General features: G+C 50.8%; 16 protein-coding genes. 8 read left to right on the top strand and 8 right to left on the bottom strand.

The annotated features are described in order from the left end of the window. Positions 1-73: 73 nt before the first annotated feature. From CRP01_RS23790 to CRP01_RS23765, 6 genes are all read right to left on the bottom strand, one after another. Complete coding sequence (locus CRP01_RS23790; RefSeq protein WP_099152615.1) at positions 74-628, bottom strand: hypothetical protein; 555 nt, start codon at positions 626-628, stop codon at positions 74-76. 69 nt (positions 629-697) lie between these two features. Beyond that, a complete protein-coding gene (locus tag CRP01_RS23785; protein ID WP_099152614.1) occupies positions 698-1,453 on the bottom strand; it encodes a hypothetical protein in 756 nt (251 codons plus the stop codon). 142 nt (positions 1,454-1,595) lie between these two features. After that, on the bottom strand, positions 1,596-2,135 hold the full coding sequence (locus CRP01_RS23780) for a hypothetical protein (RefSeq protein ID WP_099152613.1): 540 nt from the start codon (positions 2,133-2,135) through the stop codon (positions 1,596-1,598). Positions 2,136-2,387: 252 nt separating this feature from the next. After that, positions 2,388-3,215 carry a prolipoprotein diacylglyceryl transferase gene (gene lgt / locus CRP01_RS23775; RefSeq protein ID WP_099152612.1) on the bottom strand — a complete coding sequence of 276 codons (828 nt, stop codon included), beginning with the start codon at positions 3,213-3,215 and terminating at the stop codon, positions 2,388-2,390. A 141-nt stretch (positions 3,216-3,356) separates the two neighbouring features. Next, the gene (gene bamA, locus CRP01_RS23770; RefSeq protein ID WP_099152611.1) at positions 3,357-5,924 is read right to left on the bottom strand and encodes an outer membrane protein assembly factor BamA; all 2,568 of its coding nucleotides are present in this window, start codon (positions 5,922-5,924) and stop codon (positions 3,357-3,359) included. Between the two features lie 207 nt (positions 5,925-6,131). Continuing rightward, the gene (locus tag CRP01_RS23765; RefSeq protein ID WP_099152610.1) at positions 6,132-6,875 is read right to left on the bottom strand and encodes an isoprenyl transferase; all 744 of its coding nucleotides are present in this window, start codon (positions 6,873-6,875) and stop codon (positions 6,132-6,134) included. A 220-nt stretch (positions 6,876-7,095) separates the two neighbouring features. Between CRP01_RS23765 and CRP01_RS23760 the strand changes: the two genes are divergently transcribed. The 4 genes from CRP01_RS23760 (at position 7,096) to CRP01_RS23745 (ending at position 10,340) form a co-directional block, all read left to right on the top strand. Beyond that, on the top strand, positions 7,096-7,671 hold the full coding sequence (locus CRP01_RS23760; RefSeq protein ID WP_233752738.1) for an RNA polymerase sigma factor: 576 nt from the start codon (positions 7,096-7,098) through the stop codon (positions 7,669-7,671). Next, positions 7,671-8,201 (top strand): hypothetical protein, encoded by a 531-nt coding sequence (locus CRP01_RS23755; protein ID WP_099152609.1) that lies wholly within the window; start codon positions 7,671-7,673, stop codon positions 8,199-8,201. Before CRP01_RS23760 ends, CRP01_RS23755 begins: the two co-directional genes overlap by 1 nt. A gap of 74 nt (positions 8,202-8,275) precedes the next feature. Beyond that, positions 8,276-8,734 carry a hypothetical protein gene (locus tag CRP01_RS23750; protein WP_099152608.1) on the top strand — a complete coding sequence of 153 codons (459 nt, stop codon included), beginning with the start codon at positions 8,276-8,278 and terminating at the stop codon, positions 8,732-8,734. A gap of 211 nt (positions 8,735-8,945) precedes the next feature. Continuing rightward, entirely contained in the window at positions 8,946-10,340 is a 1,395-nt protein-coding gene (locus CRP01_RS23745) for a tetratricopeptide repeat protein (protein WP_170110512.1), read from the top strand. Between the two features lie 80 nt (positions 10,341-10,420). Here CRP01_RS23745 and CRP01_RS23740 read toward each other — a convergent pair whose 3' ends face one another. Then, positions 10,421-13,462: a WD40/YVTN/BNR-like repeat-containing protein gene (locus tag CRP01_RS23740; protein WP_099152606.1), complete on the bottom strand. Its 3,042-nt coding sequence runs from the start codon at positions 13,460-13,462 to the stop codon at positions 10,421-10,423. Positions 13,463-13,858: 396 nt separating this feature from the next. Here CRP01_RS23740 and CRP01_RS23735 point away from each other — a divergent pair, with 396 nt between their 5' ends. The 4 genes from CRP01_RS23735 to CRP01_RS23720 all read left to right on the top strand — a co-directional run bounded on the left by CRP01_RS23735 (position 13,859) and on the right by CRP01_RS23720 (position 18,754). Then, positions 13,859-14,413 carry a DUF4199 domain-containing protein gene (locus CRP01_RS23735; RefSeq protein ID WP_170110511.1) on the top strand — a complete coding sequence of 185 codons (555 nt, stop codon included), beginning with the start codon at positions 13,859-13,861 and terminating at the stop codon, positions 14,411-14,413. 328 nt (positions 14,414-14,741) lie between these two features. Further along, positions 14,742-16,220: a M48 family metalloprotease gene (locus CRP01_RS23730; RefSeq protein WP_099152604.1), complete on the top strand. Its 1,479-nt coding sequence runs from the start codon at positions 14,742-14,744 to the stop codon at positions 16,218-16,220. 344 nt (positions 16,221-16,564) lie between these two features. Continuing rightward, positions 16,565-17,530 (top strand): AAA family ATPase, encoded by a 966-nt coding sequence (locus CRP01_RS23725; RefSeq protein WP_099152603.1) that lies wholly within the window; start codon positions 16,565-16,567, stop codon positions 17,528-17,530. 81 nt (positions 17,531-17,611) lie between these two features. Then, on the top strand, positions 17,612-18,754 hold the full coding sequence (locus CRP01_RS23720; protein WP_099152602.1) for a methionine aminotransferase: 1,143 nt from the start codon (positions 17,612-17,614) through the stop codon (positions 18,752-18,754). 72 nt (positions 18,755-18,826) lie between these two features. Here CRP01_RS23720 and CRP01_RS23715 read toward each other — a convergent pair whose 3' ends face one another. Then, on the bottom strand, positions 18,827-19,153 hold the full coding sequence (locus tag CRP01_RS23715) for an ArsR/SmtB family transcription factor (protein WP_099152601.1): 327 nt from the start codon (positions 19,151-19,153) through the stop codon (positions 18,827-18,829). Positions 19,154-19,281 lie beyond the last annotated feature (128 nt).

The following is a 19,281-nucleotide window of genomic DNA, read 5'->3' as shown; positions in this document are numbered from 1 at the left end:
GACGGTCGATGGTTGACGGTTGATGGTTTTTTGTTTTGTGACTGATCTTTTTCGGTAGGATGAGGGGCATTTTTTAGTCTAGGGCTTTGTTTGTCCAGCCATCGGAAGAAAGCGTTCCTTCAAACTCATCGCCATAGATAGAACTGTAACGAATGCTCATTTTTATACTGTCCAGCGATCGGTAGACGATTCGGGCCAGCGCAATATTATCCGTTAGGTCCAGGAAGGTAACAGCCTGGCCCGCCTGGATGACGGTATTGTTGAGTTGACCGGTGGTGAGGTAATCAGGAATAGAATCGTGCAGGTCCATGGTGGCGAAGATGTCCCACCAGTCATTGACCTGTTTTCCTTTATATTCTACCTGCAATTCATCGATAGTGGCCGGACCGACACCACCGTTGGCCGCTACCAGACGATATTCAGTCAGTTGCTTTGTTTTTGGATCGAACGCCTGGTATTTATTGATCTGTAGAATAGGTCGAACCGATGCCCGGGCCTGGACATCCATCAATTCGCTTTGGCGGATCATAATACGGGTCTGAGTTATGGAAACGATGAGGGCACAGACGCTGATCAGGGTCACCCCCAGAGCGATTACATTTTGTGGCTCTTTCCAAAACTTACTCATAAAATATCCTTTTCTAAAAATTTGATCTTTTTGTCTGGGTAGAGTTATAGATGGAGGGGCGTTTTGTCTTTAAACATTAGCTTCCGGTACGGCTCTATCCTCAATATTCAAATACCGCTCTATTTCCTGTTCTACATATTTTGCTTTGGACAAGGTATTAAGGGTCAGCAATTTTTCGTGAGTCTGACCTTCTACGCCATTGACGATCATATGAATGGTGTAGTAGCCCATGCCGTCCCCGGAATGTTTTAAATACAATTGATCGATCTCATTCGCAGCATAAGTCCTGTCTTTTTTGAAATTTTTCGGGCGAGATCTTATGCTCAGGTATTTACTGTTAATATCGATATAGGTCTTATTCCTGGAATAATTCAAGACCCGGTAAAGGAAGTACAAAGTGATGATGGCGAAAAAAACGGGATAAAGAACAGATATCCCTTTAGCAACGTAAATTAATAGGGCGAAAATAGCCGACATGGGAGCAAAGAAAATACCGAAAGCGTCCAGCCCCTGAATGTGTTGCTGTACGGTGATGTCCAAATCGTCTTTGAAATAAAAAAGATCTACACCTTCCGGTCGAATGAATTCCTGCTTCATATCCTTTTGGACCTTTACACTTGCTACTTCTTCCTCAATGGAAAAAATAGCGTTGCAACTGCCGCATTTGGCCATACTATTTTGCAGGTTAAGATTATTTGCCTGTACTTCTTCCTCACAGGAAGGACAACTGACTTTTTTGAAAACTTTGGGAAATGCCTGGGTTTCGATCGCTCCCAGTTCCAGTTTTTCGGCGGGTTTGTATTGTTCTTCGGGCTGGTTTGTCATGGGATGAAGATAGGGATTTATTCTGTTTTAGAGATAAGATCGGAATGTCTGAAGCGTAAAATTATTAGTGTAAAAAGCATGAGGAAGAACGGTAGGTATTTGGGGAATTACCCGGTTCCAAGGAAGAAATAATTTACGTCTATTATCTGCCATCTACTTCGCTTCGCCCGGGAAGGTCCGCACCCGGCAGTACGGTGAACGGTGCAATGGGATTATTTTCCAGTTCGTTGATCAGGAATTTGCGCAGTTTTTTTTCCAGGAAATGCAGAACGATGGCCATCATCACGAGCACGGTTAGTGCGCCGAGCAAACCGAATGGGTAAAAACTAAAAGTAGGTGCATACAGCGTATAACTAACCGTCATGAAGCTAAATAGCGAAAGGGCAAGGAGCAAAGCCACCAGCCGAAACCGGTTGAAAAGAAATCCGCAGGTAAGGAATAATAGTATACACAGATAAGGCGGCGTGAAGATCCAGGTGTCAAGATGGGCTGCCGGAAAGATATAAGGCGCTACGGGAGCAAACAGCAGCACGATTGCCGTAAAGAAGAACAAGATCTGAGTGCAGGTCAAAAAATGAGTAAAATGTTCGTGGCGCCAGCCATCACCGGCAAGACGGCCGTGGAACCTGATCTTACCCAGGTCAAAATTCGGATCCAGAGAAGTATCCAGAAAAGGGTTCATAATTCAATAAACAATGGATCGACGATACAGCTAAACCGATTGGTTGAGAGCCTATCCAAAAACCATCCTTTGGTCTTAAAATAACCATCTATGGAACCTCATTTCGTCATTTTCTCCTTCCGTAGCGCTGCTACGAAACTCGAAAATGACTTCGTGAGAACCCAAATCTGGTCATTTTCGACATCAAAAACGGTTTCTGGATAGGCTCTAATCGATACTACTGAAAAAAATCATGGAAGGTTCCAATGATTGTTATTTCTTAAAATCGGCTGTAGGTTGTTTCCTGCCGGCCCGCACCATGAAGAAGGCGCCCGCCAGTATAAAAGGAATGCTGAGCCACTGTCCGGTCGATAGCGCGTCACCCAGGTAGGTTTCGAAACCACCCTGACTGGTCTTGAAAGGCTCCACAATAAACCGCCAGCTGAACACCAGTACCAGGAACAGTCCAAAAATGTAGCCTTCCTGATGCCGCTTCTCCGTTTTCCAGTAGATATAATACAGGACAGCAAAAATGGCAAGATAACCGAGGGCTTCATAAAGCTGCGCCGGGTGGCGGGGTTCGAGGGGGATGTTATTGGTTTCGGCGTGCCGGACAAACTCAAACGCCCAGGGTACGCTGGTGACGTGACCGACAATTTCCGAGTTCATCAGGTTGCCCAGGCGGATCAGGAAGGCTGCGAGTGCCGTCGGTACTACGATCTTGTCCAGTATCCACAACATGGATCGTTTGGAATAGATACGGGAAAACAACCACAATGCGATCAAAATACCGATGGCTCCACCGTGGCTGGCCAGTCCGCCCTGCCAGATCTTCGGGATCTCGGAAAGATGACGGGAATAATAATCCCATTCGTAGAAAAATACGTGACCGAGCCGGGCACCGAGCACCCCACCGCCGATCATAAAGAAGAAAATGATATCCAGCCACTTTTCGGGCGCTCCCTCGGCTTTGAACATTTTCGTAACCATCCACAGTCCCAGCAGGAAACCAGATGCGAACAAGACCCCATACCAGCGCATGGAAAAATTACCGATCGTAAAGATCTCCGGAGAAACGTCCCAGTGGATGCTAAGGAACACAGGCGGAATTTTTTATGAAGTGAAACTACTAAAAATTAGCAGCTTCTTATACCCGAAGGCCTGCGGCCGAAATAAATTTCAACCGCAGGCCTCCGAAAAAATATACAGTAAGCTGCTCCATTCGGAGCTGGTCGTATTTGTTTATTCCGGTTCGAAACCAAGTACGATGTTGAACGTGCCCCGCTTCTTGTCGGCAGTAACTTCCTTGTCGAAACCAAGACCGTAGTCGAAACCAAGTGTACCGAACATCGGCAGGAATACCCGTAGACCGAGACCCGCCGAACGTTTCAGATCGAATGGGTTGAAATCCCGTACGGTTCTCCAGGCATTACCGGCCTGGGCAAATGCCGTAACGAAGATGGTCGAACTTGGGTTAAGCGACAGCGGGTAGCGTAGTTCCAGCGTGTGCTTGGAGAATACCGGTGTGGCGATATTTCCGGAACCGCCGTTGGGGTCGAGGTTGGCTTCCAGATCTTCCACATCGTAACCGCGCAGGGAGATGATATCCACCCCGGCAAAACCAAACTGCTGGTTGTTGATACCGTCGCCACCCAACTGGAAGCGTTCGAACGGTGACGTACCCACTTTTTTGTTGTAGGTACCCAGAATACCGATCTTGGACTGGGCCTTCAGCACCAGTTTGCCCACCAGCGGCGTATACCATTCGGCATCGAAACGCCATTTGTGGTATTCCAGCCAGCGGAAGCGTTCGGCGGAAGACAGTTCGGAGTAATCCCGATCCTGGAAGAACAGCAGCGAGTAGGGGAGGGTCGCCTGTAAGGACAGGGAGAACTTGGAACCCTCTTTCGGGAAGATCGGATCGTTGATCGTGGTCCGGGCAATGGTCTGCGACAAACTAAAGTTGTTGTAGTACCCTTCGGAAACCACTCCACCGTCGTCGGTGCGGAACAGACCGCTGATCCAGTTGTCCAGACTTAGCGTCTGGATGTTGATAGCCGTGCTGTAAACGAAATTATCATCCGGCCAGCGCAGACGCGTACCGAGGCTCACCGAACCCTGTATAATGTTGAAGCTCTGGCGGCTGCTGGTACCGCGGGTACCGAAAGCAAAACGGTTGTAGAAACCGGCCAGCGTGAAGGAGGTCGGTTTTTTGCCACCCAGCCAGGGCTCCGTGAAAGACATATTGTACGACTGGTAGAAGTCACCGTTGGTCTGAGCCCGCAGACTCACCCGCTGACCATCACCCTGTGGCAACGGACGCCAGGCTTCTTTATTGAAGATATTCCGCAGAGAGAAGTTGTTGAAGGCTACCCCGAGCGTACCGATCACCCGGCGGTTACCACCCCAACCGGCGGAGAGTTCCAACTGGTCGGAAGGTTTTTCCTCTACGGTGTATTCGATATCTACGGTACCGCGCTGCGGATTGACCGGGGTGTTGATATCCAGTGCTTCGGGGTTGAAATAACCCAGGTTGACAATCTCCCGCTGGGAACGAATGATATCGGAACGGCTGAACTTGTCGCCCGGACGCGTCCGCAGTTCCCGGCGGATCACGTGCTCGTGGGTACGGTCATTACCCATGATCACCACTTTGTCGATGGTGGCCTGCGGCCCTTCAAAGATCCGCATTTCCAGGTCGATGGAGTCACCGACAATTGCAACTTCCGTGGGATCTACCTGGAAGAACAGGTAACCGTTGTCCATGTAGAGGGTACTCACGTCGCGGCCGTCCTGGCTGAAGCGCAGGCGGGTTTCCAGCAGTTCCTGGTTATAGATCTCTCCTTTTTCAATACCGAGTACGGATTCCAGGGTCTCCGTCGGATAAATGGAGTTACCCTTCCAGGTGATGTTCCGGAAATAGTACTGGTTGCCCTCGTCGATGTTCATTTGCAGCATGACGCGGCCGTCCTCGTTGCGCCAGAAGGAATCGGAAACGATCTGAGCGTCCCGGAAACCTATGGTATTATAGAACTGGATAATGGCATCCTGATCTTCTTCGTACTCATCCTCGATGAATTTGGAGGAGGCCAAGAAGCGCCTTTTGCGCTTGGTATTATCCATCTGCTTGCGCAGCTTCTTATCTTTTACATTTTCGTTGCCCTGGAAGATGATATCGTGGATCTTTACCCGTTCACCCCGGTCGACATCGAAGACAAGCGCAACGGAGTTTATCCGGCTGGAGTCTACCTGTTCGGAAACGCTCACCTCAGCGTCGAGAAAACCTTTGCCGATGAAAAAGTCCTGAATGGCTTCGCTGGCGTTGACCTTGACGTTTTCCGTCACGATACCGCCTTTCAGCAGGAATTGCTCCAGGGTCTCATTGAGGTCTTCGTGGTAGGATTTTTTTATGCCCCGGTAGGAGTGGCGGGAAAGGCGCGGTCGTTCCTGCACGATGAGTTCCAGAAAGATCACGTCGCCGATGGTCTTTTCTTCCAGGATCTGTACATCGGTGAACAGGCGCAGCTTCCACAGTGATTTCATGGCCCGGGGGATCTCTCCACCGGGAATGCGGATCTTATCGCCTACTTTCAGGCCGGAAACCCCGATAATGGCATTGTCATCACTGAAATTGGCACCGGTAACGGTGATGCCGCCGATCTCGTACTCCTTGGGTTCGTCGTAACTAAAGATCGGTAAAGTATCGGTAGCCACCTGTGCTTCGGTCCGGATACCCGCACTCACACAAAAAATTCCCACTAAAACGAGGAAGCGAAAATTAACCTTCCACTTCGCAAATATATTTTGCATACAGTCTGATTATTAAATGGCGAGCAGTGTATCTTTTTCCGTGCGTTTTCACCGGATCCCGGATGCGGTGAAAGTGCGTCGGCTGGATTGTCTTACTCTTTATTATTCACTAACAACGTATTAATCCCGACACTGCTGCCGGGCGGATCTTATTTTTCGTTACATACAGCGACTCAAAGAGCCATCGGAAGACCGATTGGTTGTATGTTACCGTACTAATTGTTCGCTAATCTTGCCAAAACGACGTTCTCTTTTCTGAAAATCGATAATGGCTTCGTAGAGGTGTTCTTTCCGGAAATCAGGCCAGAATACGGGGGAAAAGCAGAATTCAGCGTAGGCCAGTTGCCAGAGTAAAAAGTTGCTCAGGCGATGTTCGCCACTGGTGCGAATGAGCAATTCCGGATCGGGCATATCGCGGGTACTGAGGGCGGCGGACATTAAAGCCTCATCGATCTGATCGGCTTCCAGGTCGCCCTGACTTACCCGCAGGGCAATTTCGCGGGCGGCTTCCACCAGTTCCCAGCGGCCACTGTAATTCAGCGCCAGCACCAGGGTCATCCGCGTGTTGCCGGCGGTGCGTTTCATGCCTTGTAACAGGGCTTTGTGGGTTTTGGAGGGCAAGCGGGAGAGGTCGCCGATGGCTTTGAGGCGAATGTTGTTCTTCATCAAAGTATCGACCTCCTTGTTCAGCGTCTCTACCAGAAGGGTCATCAGTGCGCTGACTTCCAGCTTCGGCCGGCTCCAGTTCTCGGTAGAGAAGGCGTAGAGCGTCAGGTATTCGATACCCAGTTCGGCCGCCGCTTCGGTGGTTTCGCGCACGGCTTTCACTCCGTTTCGGTGGCCGAAAACCCGAGCTTTACCATGCTGCTTGGCCCAACGTCCGTTGCCATCCATAATGACGGCAATGTGACGTGGCAATTTATCTTTGTTGATCTGTTCTTTCAAATCCATTAGCTTCATCGATAGCCTCAAAAGCAACCTTATCAGAAAATTCCCACAAAATTACGAAACTGTTGGGACTTTTCGGCCTTTCCCCTGATTTATAGGAAACTTTGACCACCAGCAGCGACGGAAGTTCGCTTCAGGATCCCGTAATTCCGGGACCGGATCAATAAAAAAATCCGGCCGGTCGTTAAACCTCTGGTAATCATTGGCGTCCAATACCTAAAAAGTGACACAGGTGCAGGCACCGGAACCTAAAATCACAGAGGACAAACTCCTGGCATTACTGCGCAGTGAGCAGACACGGGACAGCGGTTTCCGGCTGCTCATGCAGGCGTACCAGGAACGCCTGTACCTGCACATTCGCCGGATGGTGGGCGAACACGAAGACGCCAATGATGTGCTGCAGAACTGCCTGGTGAAAGTCTACCGCAATATCGGCAGTTTCAAAGCGCAGTCGGCCCTGTACACCTGGTTGTACCGCATTGCGACTAATGAAGCTATGACCTTTTTGCGCAAACGGCAACGGCACGTAAATAAGCTGCAGCCGGAGGATGAGGCAACGGCCGGCCGCCAGCTGCGGGCCGACGCCTGGATGGACGGTGAAGCCGTTCAGGAGCATTTGCAGCGAGCGCTGGAAACCCTGCCCGACCGGCAGAAACAGGTTTTTGTAATGCGCTACTACGATGAATTGAGCTACGCGGAGATTGCCGGGATTTTGAAGACGTCCGTTGGCGGGCTCAAAGCTTCGTACCACCACGCCGTGAAAAAGATTGAACATTATCTCATTAATACGATCATCTAATGGGAAACGAAAAAAATAAACGTTCGGTCCGGGAGGAACTGGAGTCCATCGCTCCGAATCTGGCCCGCCTGCGGGAACAAAACTCGCCGCCGGAAGTGCCGCCGGGCTATTTCGATCAGTTATCGGATGAGGTCTTCCGGCGGATCCAGCGGGAAGAGGCTGCGGCCCGGGACGTGCCGGCCGCTCCGCCGGTCTGGCAGCAGTGGTGGCAGGGTTTATCGTCGCTTTTTCAGCGTCCGGCCTACGCGCTGGCGCTGGCCGGTGTAGCCATACTATTGGTGACCATTTCCGTTTTTAACCGGAGTGAAGTGGCGGACACAACGCCCGATATAGCCATGACGGACGAGGATATCAATGATTACATCGACTACCATATCGATGATTTTGATCTCGATCTGCTGGCGGAAGAAATGGCCGAAGAGCCGGGCAGTGCGCCTTTGCTGATGGAAGAGGATAGCCTGGACGGAGAACTGATGGAGGAGTACTTCGATGAATTGCTCGATGAGATCGACCTGGAGGACCTGCTGTGAGGAGGCAGTATGCTAATACGTATTTACGGACAAGATAGCTTTTGTTGAGGCATTTCGTTATTTAAAAAATTGACATGAAACGTGCTTATTTAATTTGGAGTTTTTGCTGCCTGGCCTTTGCGGCCGGCGCACAGGATTTTGGGGATGAGGATCAGATCTCTTCCGCCGCCCTGGACCGGGTGCAGGCCCAGCGGGTAGCATTCATTACCGAGAAGATCGATATGACGAGCAAGGAGGCCGAAAAATTCTGGCCGGTATTTAATGAGTACGAACGGGAAGAACGAAAGATCCGAAAACGATACCAGTCGGATATGCGGCGGGTGATCGATATGTCTAACGAAGAAGCAAAGCAATTTCTGGAAAGCCGCTTCGATATGGAGCAGGAATTACTGGACCTGAAACGTCAGTATTTTTTGCGACTGGCGGATATCATTTCTCCGCGCAAACTGGCGGGCTTCAACCGGGCCGACCGGGAGTTTAAGAAATTGTTACTGAATAGGATACGTGCCAATCGGAGGCGGGGAAGAAATTGACGAGGCTTTTTTAAAAAAAGCTACCCATTAACGTACAAATGCTTATATTTGCATAGAGGTACCCATTCTGTGGGTGCCTTTTTTTGTATATGATAGGCAAAGTCAGAAACCCTGTGGAAGATTCTACCGTATAAATTGGCATTATCTCTACAATTGAATGATATTTGTTTATCTTTAGTCGGAAACAGCTCAACACGTGGCTATGGGTCCTATGAACAATGAACGTGATCAGGCAATCTACGATCTGGTGGTGGAATACGAAAGCAATTCTAAGCGAGGATTGGAGGTATTTCTATCCGAAAAATCGTACCAGCAACTGATCGACTACTACGAAGAGGAAGGACAACTGGACCGTGCACTGGAAGTCGCCGGGCACGCTATTCATCATCATAACTATACGATCGATTTTTATCTCCGTAAGGCTCACCTGCTGATCGATACCCATCACGAACAGGATGCTCTGGAAACGCTGGATCAGGCCGCACTATTCGCTCCGCGCGAAATAGAGATCGACCTGTTGCGGGCGGAAGCGTTCATCTACATGGATCGCATCGACGAGGCGCTGGCCCTGCTGGAAGATCGAAAGATCAATGTTTCCAAAGAAACGCTGAGCGATATCCTGCTGGTAGAAGCCATGGCGCACGAGCACCAGGAGGAATACGAACTGATGTTCTACACCCTCAGCCGGGCGCTGCGGGAAAACCACTCCAACGAAGAAGCGCTGGAACGGGTCTGGCTGGCCGTGGAACTCTCCAAGAAATACGAAGAAAGCATTAAGCTGCACGATTATATTCTGGATATCGATCCTTATTCCTATTTGTCCTGGTACAATCTGGGCCACGCCCACGCTTATCTGGGCAACTACCAGGAAGCCGTTGATGCCTACGAATTCGCTTTCGTGATCAATGAGCGTTTTGAATACGCTTACCGCGATTGTGCGGAATTGTGTTTCGAAATGAAACGCTACCGCAAGGCGCTGAAGTGCTACCAGGAGATCCTGGAACTGTTCGAGCCGGACAGCGAACTGCTGCTCCGCATCGGTCAGTGCTACCGGGAGATGGGGAATTATATCGATGCCCGTAAATATTTCCACCGGGCGATCCAGCTCGATCCACTGAACGATGAGGTGCATTTCCACATCGGCGAATGTTACGCCGATGAAGGAAAATGGAAGCAGGCCGTCCGGTCTTTCCGCAAAGCGCTGAGTATCGAGAACAGCCGGGAGGAATACTACGCGGCCCTGGCCGAAGCTTTCTTTCACACCAATGAGTGGGAAAAGGCATCTCCGCTTTACCGTGCGGCCGTAGATATTGCCCCGGAAGATATTCGGTATTGGTTGCGTTACATTGCATTTCTGCTGGCTACGGAAGCCTACCGGGAAGCACTCAACTGCACCGAGGAAGCCGAAGATTACGAACTGGGCGTAGAGATCCTTTACGCACGCATCGCCGTGTTGTTCTCAATGGGCCGTCGGAAAGAAGCTTTCTACTGGCTGGGTGAAGCCCTGGCCGAAGACTACGACCAGCATCGCGTTGTTTTCGATCTGGCTCCTGAACTGGAGCAGGATTCGGCGCTGTTATCTATGATCGCATCTTATCGCCTGTAATTGCAAACAGGTTGGTTATAAAACCAGAACGGCCCCGATGGATGTCCATCGGGGCCGTTCTGATTTCTACCGTATCCGGATCAGTCATCCAGTTTGAAACGGGCAGCGGATTCACCACTCACATCGGCCCACTCTTCCAGCAGATCCTCAAACCATTTCCGCAATTCATCGTAGCGGTTGTAGGCATCCTGCCCCGGACGCTGGTCCGCATAGCTCAGCATGCTGGACAGGTAGGAGATCTGATCCAGCAACTGTGGCTGCTGGTAGCGACCGTCGGCCGTATTCATCTCCTGGGAGATCTTGGTCAGGGCCGCTTTCTTTTCCGGTTTTTTGAGCCCGGCACCAATAGCCGCATCGAGCTGGCGGGCCCGGCTCATTAGGTTGCGTACCCGCAGGGCCAGTTCCTCCTGTGCCTGGAGGTCCGCCACCGTGATGCCCGCAGTGGTCAGTCTGGGATCGATCTGCAGCTCGAATGGTTCTTCGATCTGCTGGTTGCCCACCTGTAAGCGCAGGCTGTATTTACCCGGCGCTACGGAAGGACTGCCCCGACGGCTACTTCCGTTTTCGGACCAGGAACCGGCGTGGCGGAAATCCCATTCGAATGCGTGCAGACCGGCTTTGTCACTCAGCGCACTGGAATATCCGCGCTGTACAAAACCCGTAGCCATATCCGGCTCGGATGGCATTTTATCTTTACTGGACTTGGAGCGGTTAGTAAAGGAACGGATCACCTTGCCGCTGTCATCGAGAATATCCAGGGCGATCGGTGCGTCTACCTTTTCGTTCAGGTAGTAGTAAAAAGTCGTACCGGTAACCGGATATTCGGGAACCCCTCTTTCCGGGAAAGAACGGACCATGGGCACTTCACCAACGGGCAATATCTGTACCCGGGCGCTTTTGTCCAGGTCGGGCAGTTGCCGCAGGGTAGGCAGATCGTCCATGATCCAGAATCCGCGACCCATGGTGGACAGAATGAGGTTATCCCGGAAGACCTTGATGTCAGTAATGGGCGTAACCGGTACATTTTGCTGGAAGCTCTGCCAGTGAGCGCCGTCATCGAAGGAAACCCAGAGACCGTACTCCGTACCGGCGTAAAGGGTGCCCTCGCGTCCGGGATCTTCCCGCACCACGCGCACCGGTTCGTCATTCGGAAATCCGGCCCTTTCCGTGCTGATCAGTTCCCAGCTTTTCCCGTAATCCGTCGTACGGTAGAGATAAGGTTTCCAGTCGTCCAGCTGGTAACGGAGAATAGTCGCATAGGCTTTGGCCGCATCGTGGGGCGAGGGCTCTACACAATCTACCCGGCCACCTCCGGGCAGACCTTCGGGAGTAACATCCTCCCAGCTTTTACCATTATCCTGAGTAACGTGCACGGGACCGTCATTGGATCCTACCCAGATCACTCCGGCCTTTACGGAAGATTCGCGAATGGCGTAGATGGTACTGTAAAATTCTTCACCCGTTACGTCCCGGGTGATGGGGCTACCGGAAATCACCTGCTTATCGGGCTCAAAAGCCGTCAGGTCGGGAGAGATCGTTTCCCAGGTAAGTCCGTCGTCCGTAGTGCGGTGCACAAACTGGGACGTATGGTAGACTACATCCGGATTGTGGGGAGAAACGTGAATGGGGGAGACCCGCTGGAAGCGATAGGTCAGATCCCGCGGGTTGTGTCCGTACATATTGGAAGCGCCTACGTAGTACTGCCGGCTTTGGCCCGTACGACGATCGTATACACTGAACCGTCCTTTGCAATTGCTGTAAACAATATTGGGATCACCCGGCTTGGGTACCGCCGGACCGGTCTCACAACCACCTACCGCTTCCCAGAAGCCAAGGGCTCCGGCGGGAGAGTTGGACGGCTGGAGGCTGGGAACGGCAATGGTAGAATTGTCCTGCTGACCCGCATACAGCCAATAGGGCGTGCGGTCGTCCACTTCCACCTGGTACAATTCGGCCGTTGGCTGATTATTCTGGGTAGACCAGCTGCGGCCGCCGTCGATACTGACATTAGCGCCGCCGTCATTGGCCTGTACCCAGACCATGCTATCCTGCGGATGGATCCACATGTCGTGGTTGTCGCCGTGGGGCGTCCGCCGTCGGTTCCAGCTTTTCCCTCCGTTGGAGGACTGCCAGAACTGAGTAGAATTGACGTATACTACATCCGCATTCATCGGATTGGCATCCACATTACAATAGTAGAATGGCCGGTCGAGCAGCGGTGAATAGGTGCTGACGAGTTCCCAGCTTTCACCGCGGTCGTCCGAGCGATAGAGGCCGCCTTCGTCCTGCGGCGCTTCTACCAGGGCGTAGACCCGGTCGGGATCATCCGGAGAAACGGCCAGGTCGATCTTACCGATCAGGCCCGAAGGCATGATGTCGGCTTTCATCACCTGCTCCCAGGAGTCTCCGCCGTCGGTGGACTTGTAGATGCCACCTTTCCGGCCACCACTGATGATGGTCCAGGGTTTGCGTTCCCCGCGCCAGGCGGCCGCGTAAAGGGTATTGGGATCATCGGGGGCAATTTCCAGGTCGGCAAAACCGATGGTATCCGACAAAAAGAGCACCTGCTCCCAGTTGGAACCTCCGTCCTTGCTGCGGTAGATGCCCCGCTCTGCATTGGGGGCGAACCCATTGCCGATTGCGGCTACGTATACCAGTTCCGGGTTTTCGGGATGAACTTCCACGGCGCCGATATGGCCGGTATGTTCCAGACCGATGAGCGACCAGCTTTTACCGGAATTATCGGAGCGGTAGATGCCTTTCCCGGCGATCACATTACTGCGCAGGCCATCCGAACCGGTGCCCACATAAATGACCTTGGGATCACTGGGCGCGACGCGGATAGCTCCGATGGATGGTGTGGAAAAATAGCCGTCGGAAACATTTTCCCAGCTATTTCCGTAATCATCGGTTTTCCAGACGCCGCCACCGGTAGCACCCATATAAAAGATGCCGGCTTGCTGGGCGACCCCGGCAACACTGGTTACCCGGCCACCCCGGGTGGGTCCGACGTTTCTAAAATTAATTTTTTCGATCAGATCGGGATCGACCGATTGGGCGGTGAGCGAAAGCTCTCCGGTAATGAACAGCAACAGGAGCGCTAGTAGCGAACGGATGCACATAAGTGTAATTATTCAAACGGTTATCTAATGAAATGTGAGTTTTACCTCAAAAACGATCGGTTTCGGATGGGGTATATTTATGCAGATTAGTCCAATTCGGACGGATTCGATGATCCGGTTGTGTCGTCTATTTTCTTTTGGTAAGAAGAAAAAACACACAAGCGGGCATCCTCGCCACTAATAAATGTCTCGCTGTTAATCGTTCGGAAACAAGGCCGGTGTAATCCTCACATTATTTAATTTATGCCAAAATAAGGAATGCTGCGATAAAAACGTGGCCGACGCCCAATTTGCACTGGTACTTTCGTACCAATTGGCGGTTTTTTGACTAAATGGTTCTTTCGGGTGATGCGGATTTGGACGATCTCCGCCAATTTTGTTGAAAAAAAGAGCAATATGAAAAATGTAGTTTACAAGTATGGATTAATAGCCGGCGGGATCCAGGTGATTGTCGGTTTCGGCCTGATGGCGTTGCTGGTAAAAGACGGGAGTTCGAAAGCTGAATACGGAGAACTGCTGGGATATACGACCATGATCGTGGCGCTCTCCCTGATCTTTTTCGGGATCAAAGCGTACCGGGACGAGCAACTGGGCGGAGTGATCACTTTTGGGAAAGCCGTTCAGGTGGGTATTCTCATCACGCTGGTGGCCTCCGTGATCTACGTTGCGGGCTGGCTGCTCTACTACCATCTGGGCAGTGGCCAGGAAATGATGGATTCCTATCTGGAACAACAGATCGCCAATATTCAGAATAGCGGCCGGCCGGAAGCAGTGATCCAACAGGAAATTTCGGAAATGCAAAGTTTTATGGAGCTGTACGAGGAACAGCCGCTGGTGATGATCGGGCTTACTTTTCTGGAGATCTTTCCGGTAGGACTGATCATTTCGCTGATCGCGGCGGTACTACTCCGGAAGAAAGAGGGGCAAATGGCGGCTGCCGCAGAGGCCTAGATCTAAAAAACAAAGGGAAAACACCTCCGCGAAGAGGGTTTTCCCCTGTAATCACCCGACTGTAATTAATCTTTGGACGTAAGTCCTCTGCAAAAGTATGTTAATTATTTCATAAAAGAGTCTTAAATTTTTAATTATTATATTTCGAGAGCTTTGGCCAAACAAGCATAAAACACTTGGCGTTACTTAAAATGGGGGTAAAAATTGGGCAAATAAGCCATTTCCCCTACATCGCGTGTAACTTTCTTACAGCTTTACAGTCCAAAAACCGAGTGCTGGTGTTGCTGTAACCTAAACTTGCACCGTTTCATTAAAAAAAATTACACTAATGAAAAAGTACGCCTTCCTACAGAACCTATACCGCTACGCCCTGCTGTCGGTCCTATTCCTGATCATCGGTGCTTGTGCCACTAACCCCGTTACCGGTAAAAGAGAACTCATGCTGGTATCCGAAGAACAGGAGATCCAGATGGGGCAACAGTCAGACCCGGCGGTTGTCGCTCAGTTCGGTCTTTACGAGGATGACCGACTACAGAACTTCATCAACGAAAAAGGACAACAAATGGCCGCGATCTCCCACCGGCCGGAACTGAAATATGAATTTAAAGTTGTGGATTCTCCGGTAGTAAACGCCTTTGCCCTGCCCGGAGGTTTCGTCTACTTTACGCGGGGCATTATGGCCCACTTCAATAATGAAGCAGAATTTGCCGGTGTACTGGGCCACGAGATCGGTCACGTAACGGCCCGGCACTCCGCCCGTCAACAGACCAACCAAACGTTCAGTACCCTGGGCCTCATCGTCGGTATGATCGCTGTACCTGAGATCGCTCAGATGGGCGAAACGGCCGGTCAGGCCTTACAATTATTGTTCCTCAAATACAGCCGGGACCACGAGCGCGAATCGGATGAACTGGGTGTGGAATACTCTACCAAGATCGGTTACGATGCCCAGCAGATGGCTGGTTTCTTCGGTACGCTGGACCGACTGAGCGGTGGAAGTGAAGGACGGGTTCCTACCTTTATGTCCACTCACCCGAATCCGGTCAACCGCGAAAAAACCGTAGCCAAACTGGCTTCTGAGTGGCAGGCACAAAATCCCGGTAAGGATTTTGCCGTGAACCGTCAGAATTACCTGCGCATGCTGGAAGGCTTAGTGTACGGTGAAGATCCCCGTCAGGGATTTGTGGAGAATAACAATTTTTACCATCCCGAACTGAAGTTTCAGTTTCCGGTGCCGGCAGGATGGGCTACCCAGAATTCTCCAACCCAATTCGCTATGGGCGAAAGCAACGGAAAAGCCATGATGATCCTCAACCTGGCGGCCGGTAATTCTCTGGAGAATGCTGCGCAGGAAACCGTAAAACAGTACAATTTGAATGTGCTGGATTCCAAGTCGACCAACATCAACGGATTGAGCGCCATTGAGCTGGTAGCGGATATCGTGCAGGATCCGCAACAACAACAGCAGCAGCAACAGCAGCAGCTTCGGCTGCATATCGGCCTGATCGCTTACGGTGGAAATATCTACCGTCTGATCGGCGTTTCCCAGGCTCAGACCTTTGGTACCTGGCAACGGCAGTTTACCAACGTTATTCGCAATTTCAATACCCTGAGTGATCCGGATAAACTGAATCGCCAGCCGGAAAAATTGCGCATCATGGCCGTCACCAATACCACTACGCTGGAAAATGCCCTGCGCGGATTTGGTATCCCCAGTAATCGGCTGGAGGAGTTCTCCATTCTGAACGGGATGCCGCTGAATGCTACGGTACAAAAGGGCGACTGGATCAAGTCTGTAGGACAATAATAATAGTCGTTTTCTCCCCGCTGGTGGATCCCAACCACCTGTAAAATCGGTCATTCCGGGTTTTGGATCCTTATCGGTCAAAACCCGGAATGACCTTGATTTTTGTATTTCTTCCGATCCCTTTCTTCCACGTATGCTTTTCTGCCAGTTTATCGCCAAAATGTTTGCAACAAAAAGTAAATTATTCCGTTTCCAATAGGTTGTATGTAAAAATCTTCCGTTATTTTGCCGGAATAAACCAATCTTTGAATTCCTTCCTAAGATTTTAAAAAATTAAGATTACCCGAACTTCCCAAAAGTGATCGGATTTTTGGGAAATTGGAAGCTATTGAAAAACACATATCATGCAGAATTTTAACTCGGATGTTGAGGCAGTTGACGCACTTGCACAATCGTACAAAAATCTAAAAAGTGAGATCGGTAAGGTGATCGTGGGCCAGGATGAAGTGGTCAAAGCAGTGATCATCTCTTTGTTCAGTAACGGCCACAGCTTGTTGGTAGGGGTACCCGGTCTGGCCAAAACCCTGCTGGTGAGCACCATTGCCGAAGTACTTGACCTGGAATTCAAACGCATTCAGTTTACCCCGGATTTGATGCCTTCGGATATTACCGGTTCGGAAATTCTCGATGAAGACCGGCATTTCCGTTTCAATAAAGGTCCGCTGTTCGCCAATATCGTACTGGCGGATGAGATCAACCGGACGCCGCCCAAAACGCAGGCCGCCCTCCTGGAGGCCATGCAGGAACGCTCCGTTACGGTGAGTGGTGTGCGCCACCCGCTATCGATGCCTTTCTTCGTACTGGCTACCCAGAACCCCATCGAACAGGAAGGTACTTACCCGCTGCCGGAAGCGCAGCTGGACCGCTTTATGTTCAATATTCCCCTGGATTACCCCAGCTACGAGGAGGAGATCCGGGTAGTGAAGGGCACCACGACCATTCAGAACTATGAACTCAAACACGTACTGACGGACATGGATATTCTGGGCTTCCAGCAACTCATCCGGAAGATCCCTATTGCCGATAATGTACTGGAATACGCCGTATCGCTGGCTACCAAAACACGGCCGGGCACCGATCGGGCCACTCAGATGGTAAACGATTATATCTCCTGGGGAGCGGGCCCACGGGCTTCTCAGTATCTGGTGCTGGGCGCCAAATGCCACGCAGCTATTCAGGGCAAATATTCTCCCGATATTGAAGATGTACAGGCTATCGCCAAATATGTACTTCGTCACCGCATCGTACGCAACTACAAAGCCGAAGCGGAAGGCATTAATGAAGAAAAGGTGATCGAAAGCCTCTTCTAAGTGAAGTGGTAAGTCATCCGTCAAAAGTCGTAAGCCGGAAAAGACGGATGCCTTACGACTTTTGACCTATTACCACAAAGCATGCAAATTACTTCCAAACTACCCAATGTTGGTACTACCATATTCACGGTCATGTCCGCCATGGCCAATGAATACGGGGCGATCAACCTATCTCAGGGCTTCCCTAATTTTCCTACTTCCGAGCGACTCAACGATCTGGTAACCGAGCATCTCCGGGTCGGACACAATCAGTACGCCCCGATGATGGGGGTGCGCGAGCTGCAGGAACAGATCGCACATAAGATCAAGCTGATGTACGGCGTGGAAGTGGATCCGATACAGGAAGTGACCATCACTTCCGGAGCCACTGAAGGACTTTTCACCTCTATCGCTGCCCTGGTACACCGCGGAGAAGAGGTGATCATTCTGGAGCCGGCCTACGATTCCTACCGCCCCGCTATCGAAGTGGTGGGAGGCGTCCCCGTCATTTACCAGCTGTTTGCTCCGGATTTTAAAATTGACTGGGATGCCGTACAGGCTCTGATCACCGAGCGTACCCGTATGATCGTGATCAATACGCCGACGAATCCTACGGGAGCCGCCTTCAGCCCGGAAGATATGCAGGCCCTGGAACGCATTACGGCGGACACCAATATTCTGGTGCTGAGCGACGAGGTGTACGAACACCTGATCTACGACGGCCTGGAACACCAGAGCGTGCTGCGGTACCCGAAACTGCGGGAGCGTAGTCTGGCCGTTTATTCCTTCGGCAAGACCTTCCACAAGACCGGATGGCGGATCGGCTACTGCGTAGCCCCGCCGGAACTTACCGCCGAATTTCGGAAAGTGCACCAGTTCAATACCTTTTCCATCAATACGCCCATCCAGTACGCCCTGGCGGATTTTCTGAAAGATCCCCGGGAATACCTGGAACTTCCGGATTTCTTCCAAAAGAAAAGGGACTTCTTCCTGCAGCAACTGGAAGGTAGCCGGCTGAAGCCGCTAACCTGTTCGGGGACGTATTTCCACCTGTTTGACTATTCGGAGATCAGTGATATGCCGGAAAGAGAATTCGCGGCCTGGATGACGCGGGAGATCGGAGTGGCGGCTATACCGGTATCTGCTTTCTACAGTAACGGGCATAACAATGGTGTTATCCGCCTGTGCTTTGCAAAAACGGAATCTACCCTAAAGGCTGCAACGGAGCGCCTGCAGAGCATGTAAAAGTAGTTTGTGGTTTGTGTTAATTGTGTTGAAAAAAGGACCGGGTAGGATAATGGAGCTGAAAAACTTTACTTACGCTTCTTCTTCGTCTTCTTCTTTATTCAGGAACCGGTTGATGGCACCAACCGCATTTTTGATGCGATCGTAATCAATTCGGTAGTGAATGAATTTTCCGTCTCTCTCGGTTTCTACCAAACCGGCCAGGCGGAGTATACGTAGATGTTGAGAAGTTATAGATTGTTCTAAATTTAGGGTGTTATAGATCTTGTTGACGTTGATGGTGTCGTTCTGATCTATAAACTCCAAAATTTGTAATCTAAGTGGATGAGAGAGAGCTCGGAGGACTTCAGAAGACGCTTGCAGTTTTTCATTGTTAATGTTGACTTTAGCCTTTCTCATAGAAGCTCGTTTTCGGTTGCAGATAGTGTTCTCGTTAAGCAAATATGCGTTTTTTATTTATTTTATCAAAGCTGTAAAAAAATAAATGCTGTAAATCTAATTGATTTACAGCATTTTCTGATTTTTAA

This window comes from Flavilitoribacter nigricans DSM 23189 = NBRC 102662, from assembly GCF_002646595.1.
Lineage (GTDB): Bacteria > Bacteroidota > Bacteroidia > Chitinophagales > Saprospiraceae > Flavilitoribacter > Flavilitoribacter nigricans.
The sequence above is the reverse complement of the archived record's forward strand: the minus strand, read 5'-3'. Positions and strand labels throughout refer to the sequence as shown.

What these genes read in the sequence shown, in the direction of transcription:
- CRP01_RS23785 (WP_099152614.1), bottom strand. Translation starts at nt 1,453, where the DNA reads ATGACAAACCAGCCCGAAGAACAATACAAACCCGCCGAAAAACTGGAA.
- bamA (WP_099152611.1), bottom strand. Translation starts at nt 5,924, where the DNA reads ATGCAAAATATATTTGCGAAGTGGAAGGTTAATTTTCGCTTCCTCGTT.
- CRP01_RS23745 (WP_170110512.1), top strand. Translation starts at nt 8,946, where the DNA reads ATGAACAATGAACGTGATCAGGCAATCTACGATCTGGTGGTGGAATAC.
- CRP01_RS23765 (WP_099152610.1), bottom strand. Translation starts at nt 6,875, where the DNA reads ATGGATTTGAAAGAACAGATCAACAAAGATAAATTGCCACGTCACATT.
- CRP01_RS23735 (WP_170110511.1), top strand. Translation starts at nt 13,859, where the DNA reads ATGAAAAATGTAGTTTACAAGTATGGATTAATAGCCGGCGGGATCCAG.
- CRP01_RS23715 (WP_099152601.1), bottom strand. Translation starts at nt 19,153, where the DNA reads ATGAGAAAGGCTAAAGTCAACATTAACAATGAAAAACTGCAAGCGTCT.
- CRP01_RS23720 (WP_099152602.1), top strand. Translation starts at nt 17,612, where the DNA reads ATGCAAATTACTTCCAAACTACCCAATGTTGGTACTACCATATTCACG.
- CRP01_RS23740 (WP_099152606.1), bottom strand. Translation starts at nt 13,462, where the DNA reads ATGTGCATCCGTTCGCTACTAGCGCTCCTGTTGCTGTTCATTACCGGA.
- CRP01_RS23750 (WP_099152608.1), top strand. Translation starts at nt 8,276, where the DNA reads ATGAAACGTGCTTATTTAATTTGGAGTTTTTGCTGCCTGGCCTTTGCG.
- CRP01_RS23730 (WP_099152604.1), top strand. Translation starts at nt 14,742, where the DNA reads ATGAAAAAGTACGCCTTCCTACAGAACCTATACCGCTACGCCCTGCTG.
- CRP01_RS23780 (WP_099152613.1), bottom strand. Translation starts at nt 2,135, where the DNA reads ATGAACCCTTTTCTGGATACTTCTCTGGATCCGAATTTTGACCTGGGT.
- CRP01_RS23790 (WP_099152615.1), bottom strand. Translation starts at nt 628, where the DNA reads ATGAGTAAGTTTTGGAAAGAGCCACAAAATGTAATCGCTCTGGGGGTG.
- CRP01_RS23725 (WP_099152603.1), top strand. Translation starts at nt 16,565, where the DNA reads ATGCAGAATTTTAACTCGGATGTTGAGGCAGTTGACGCACTTGCACAA.
- CRP01_RS23755 (WP_099152609.1), top strand. Translation starts at nt 7,671, where the DNA reads ATGGGAAACGAAAAAAATAAACGTTCGGTCCGGGAGGAACTGGAGTCC.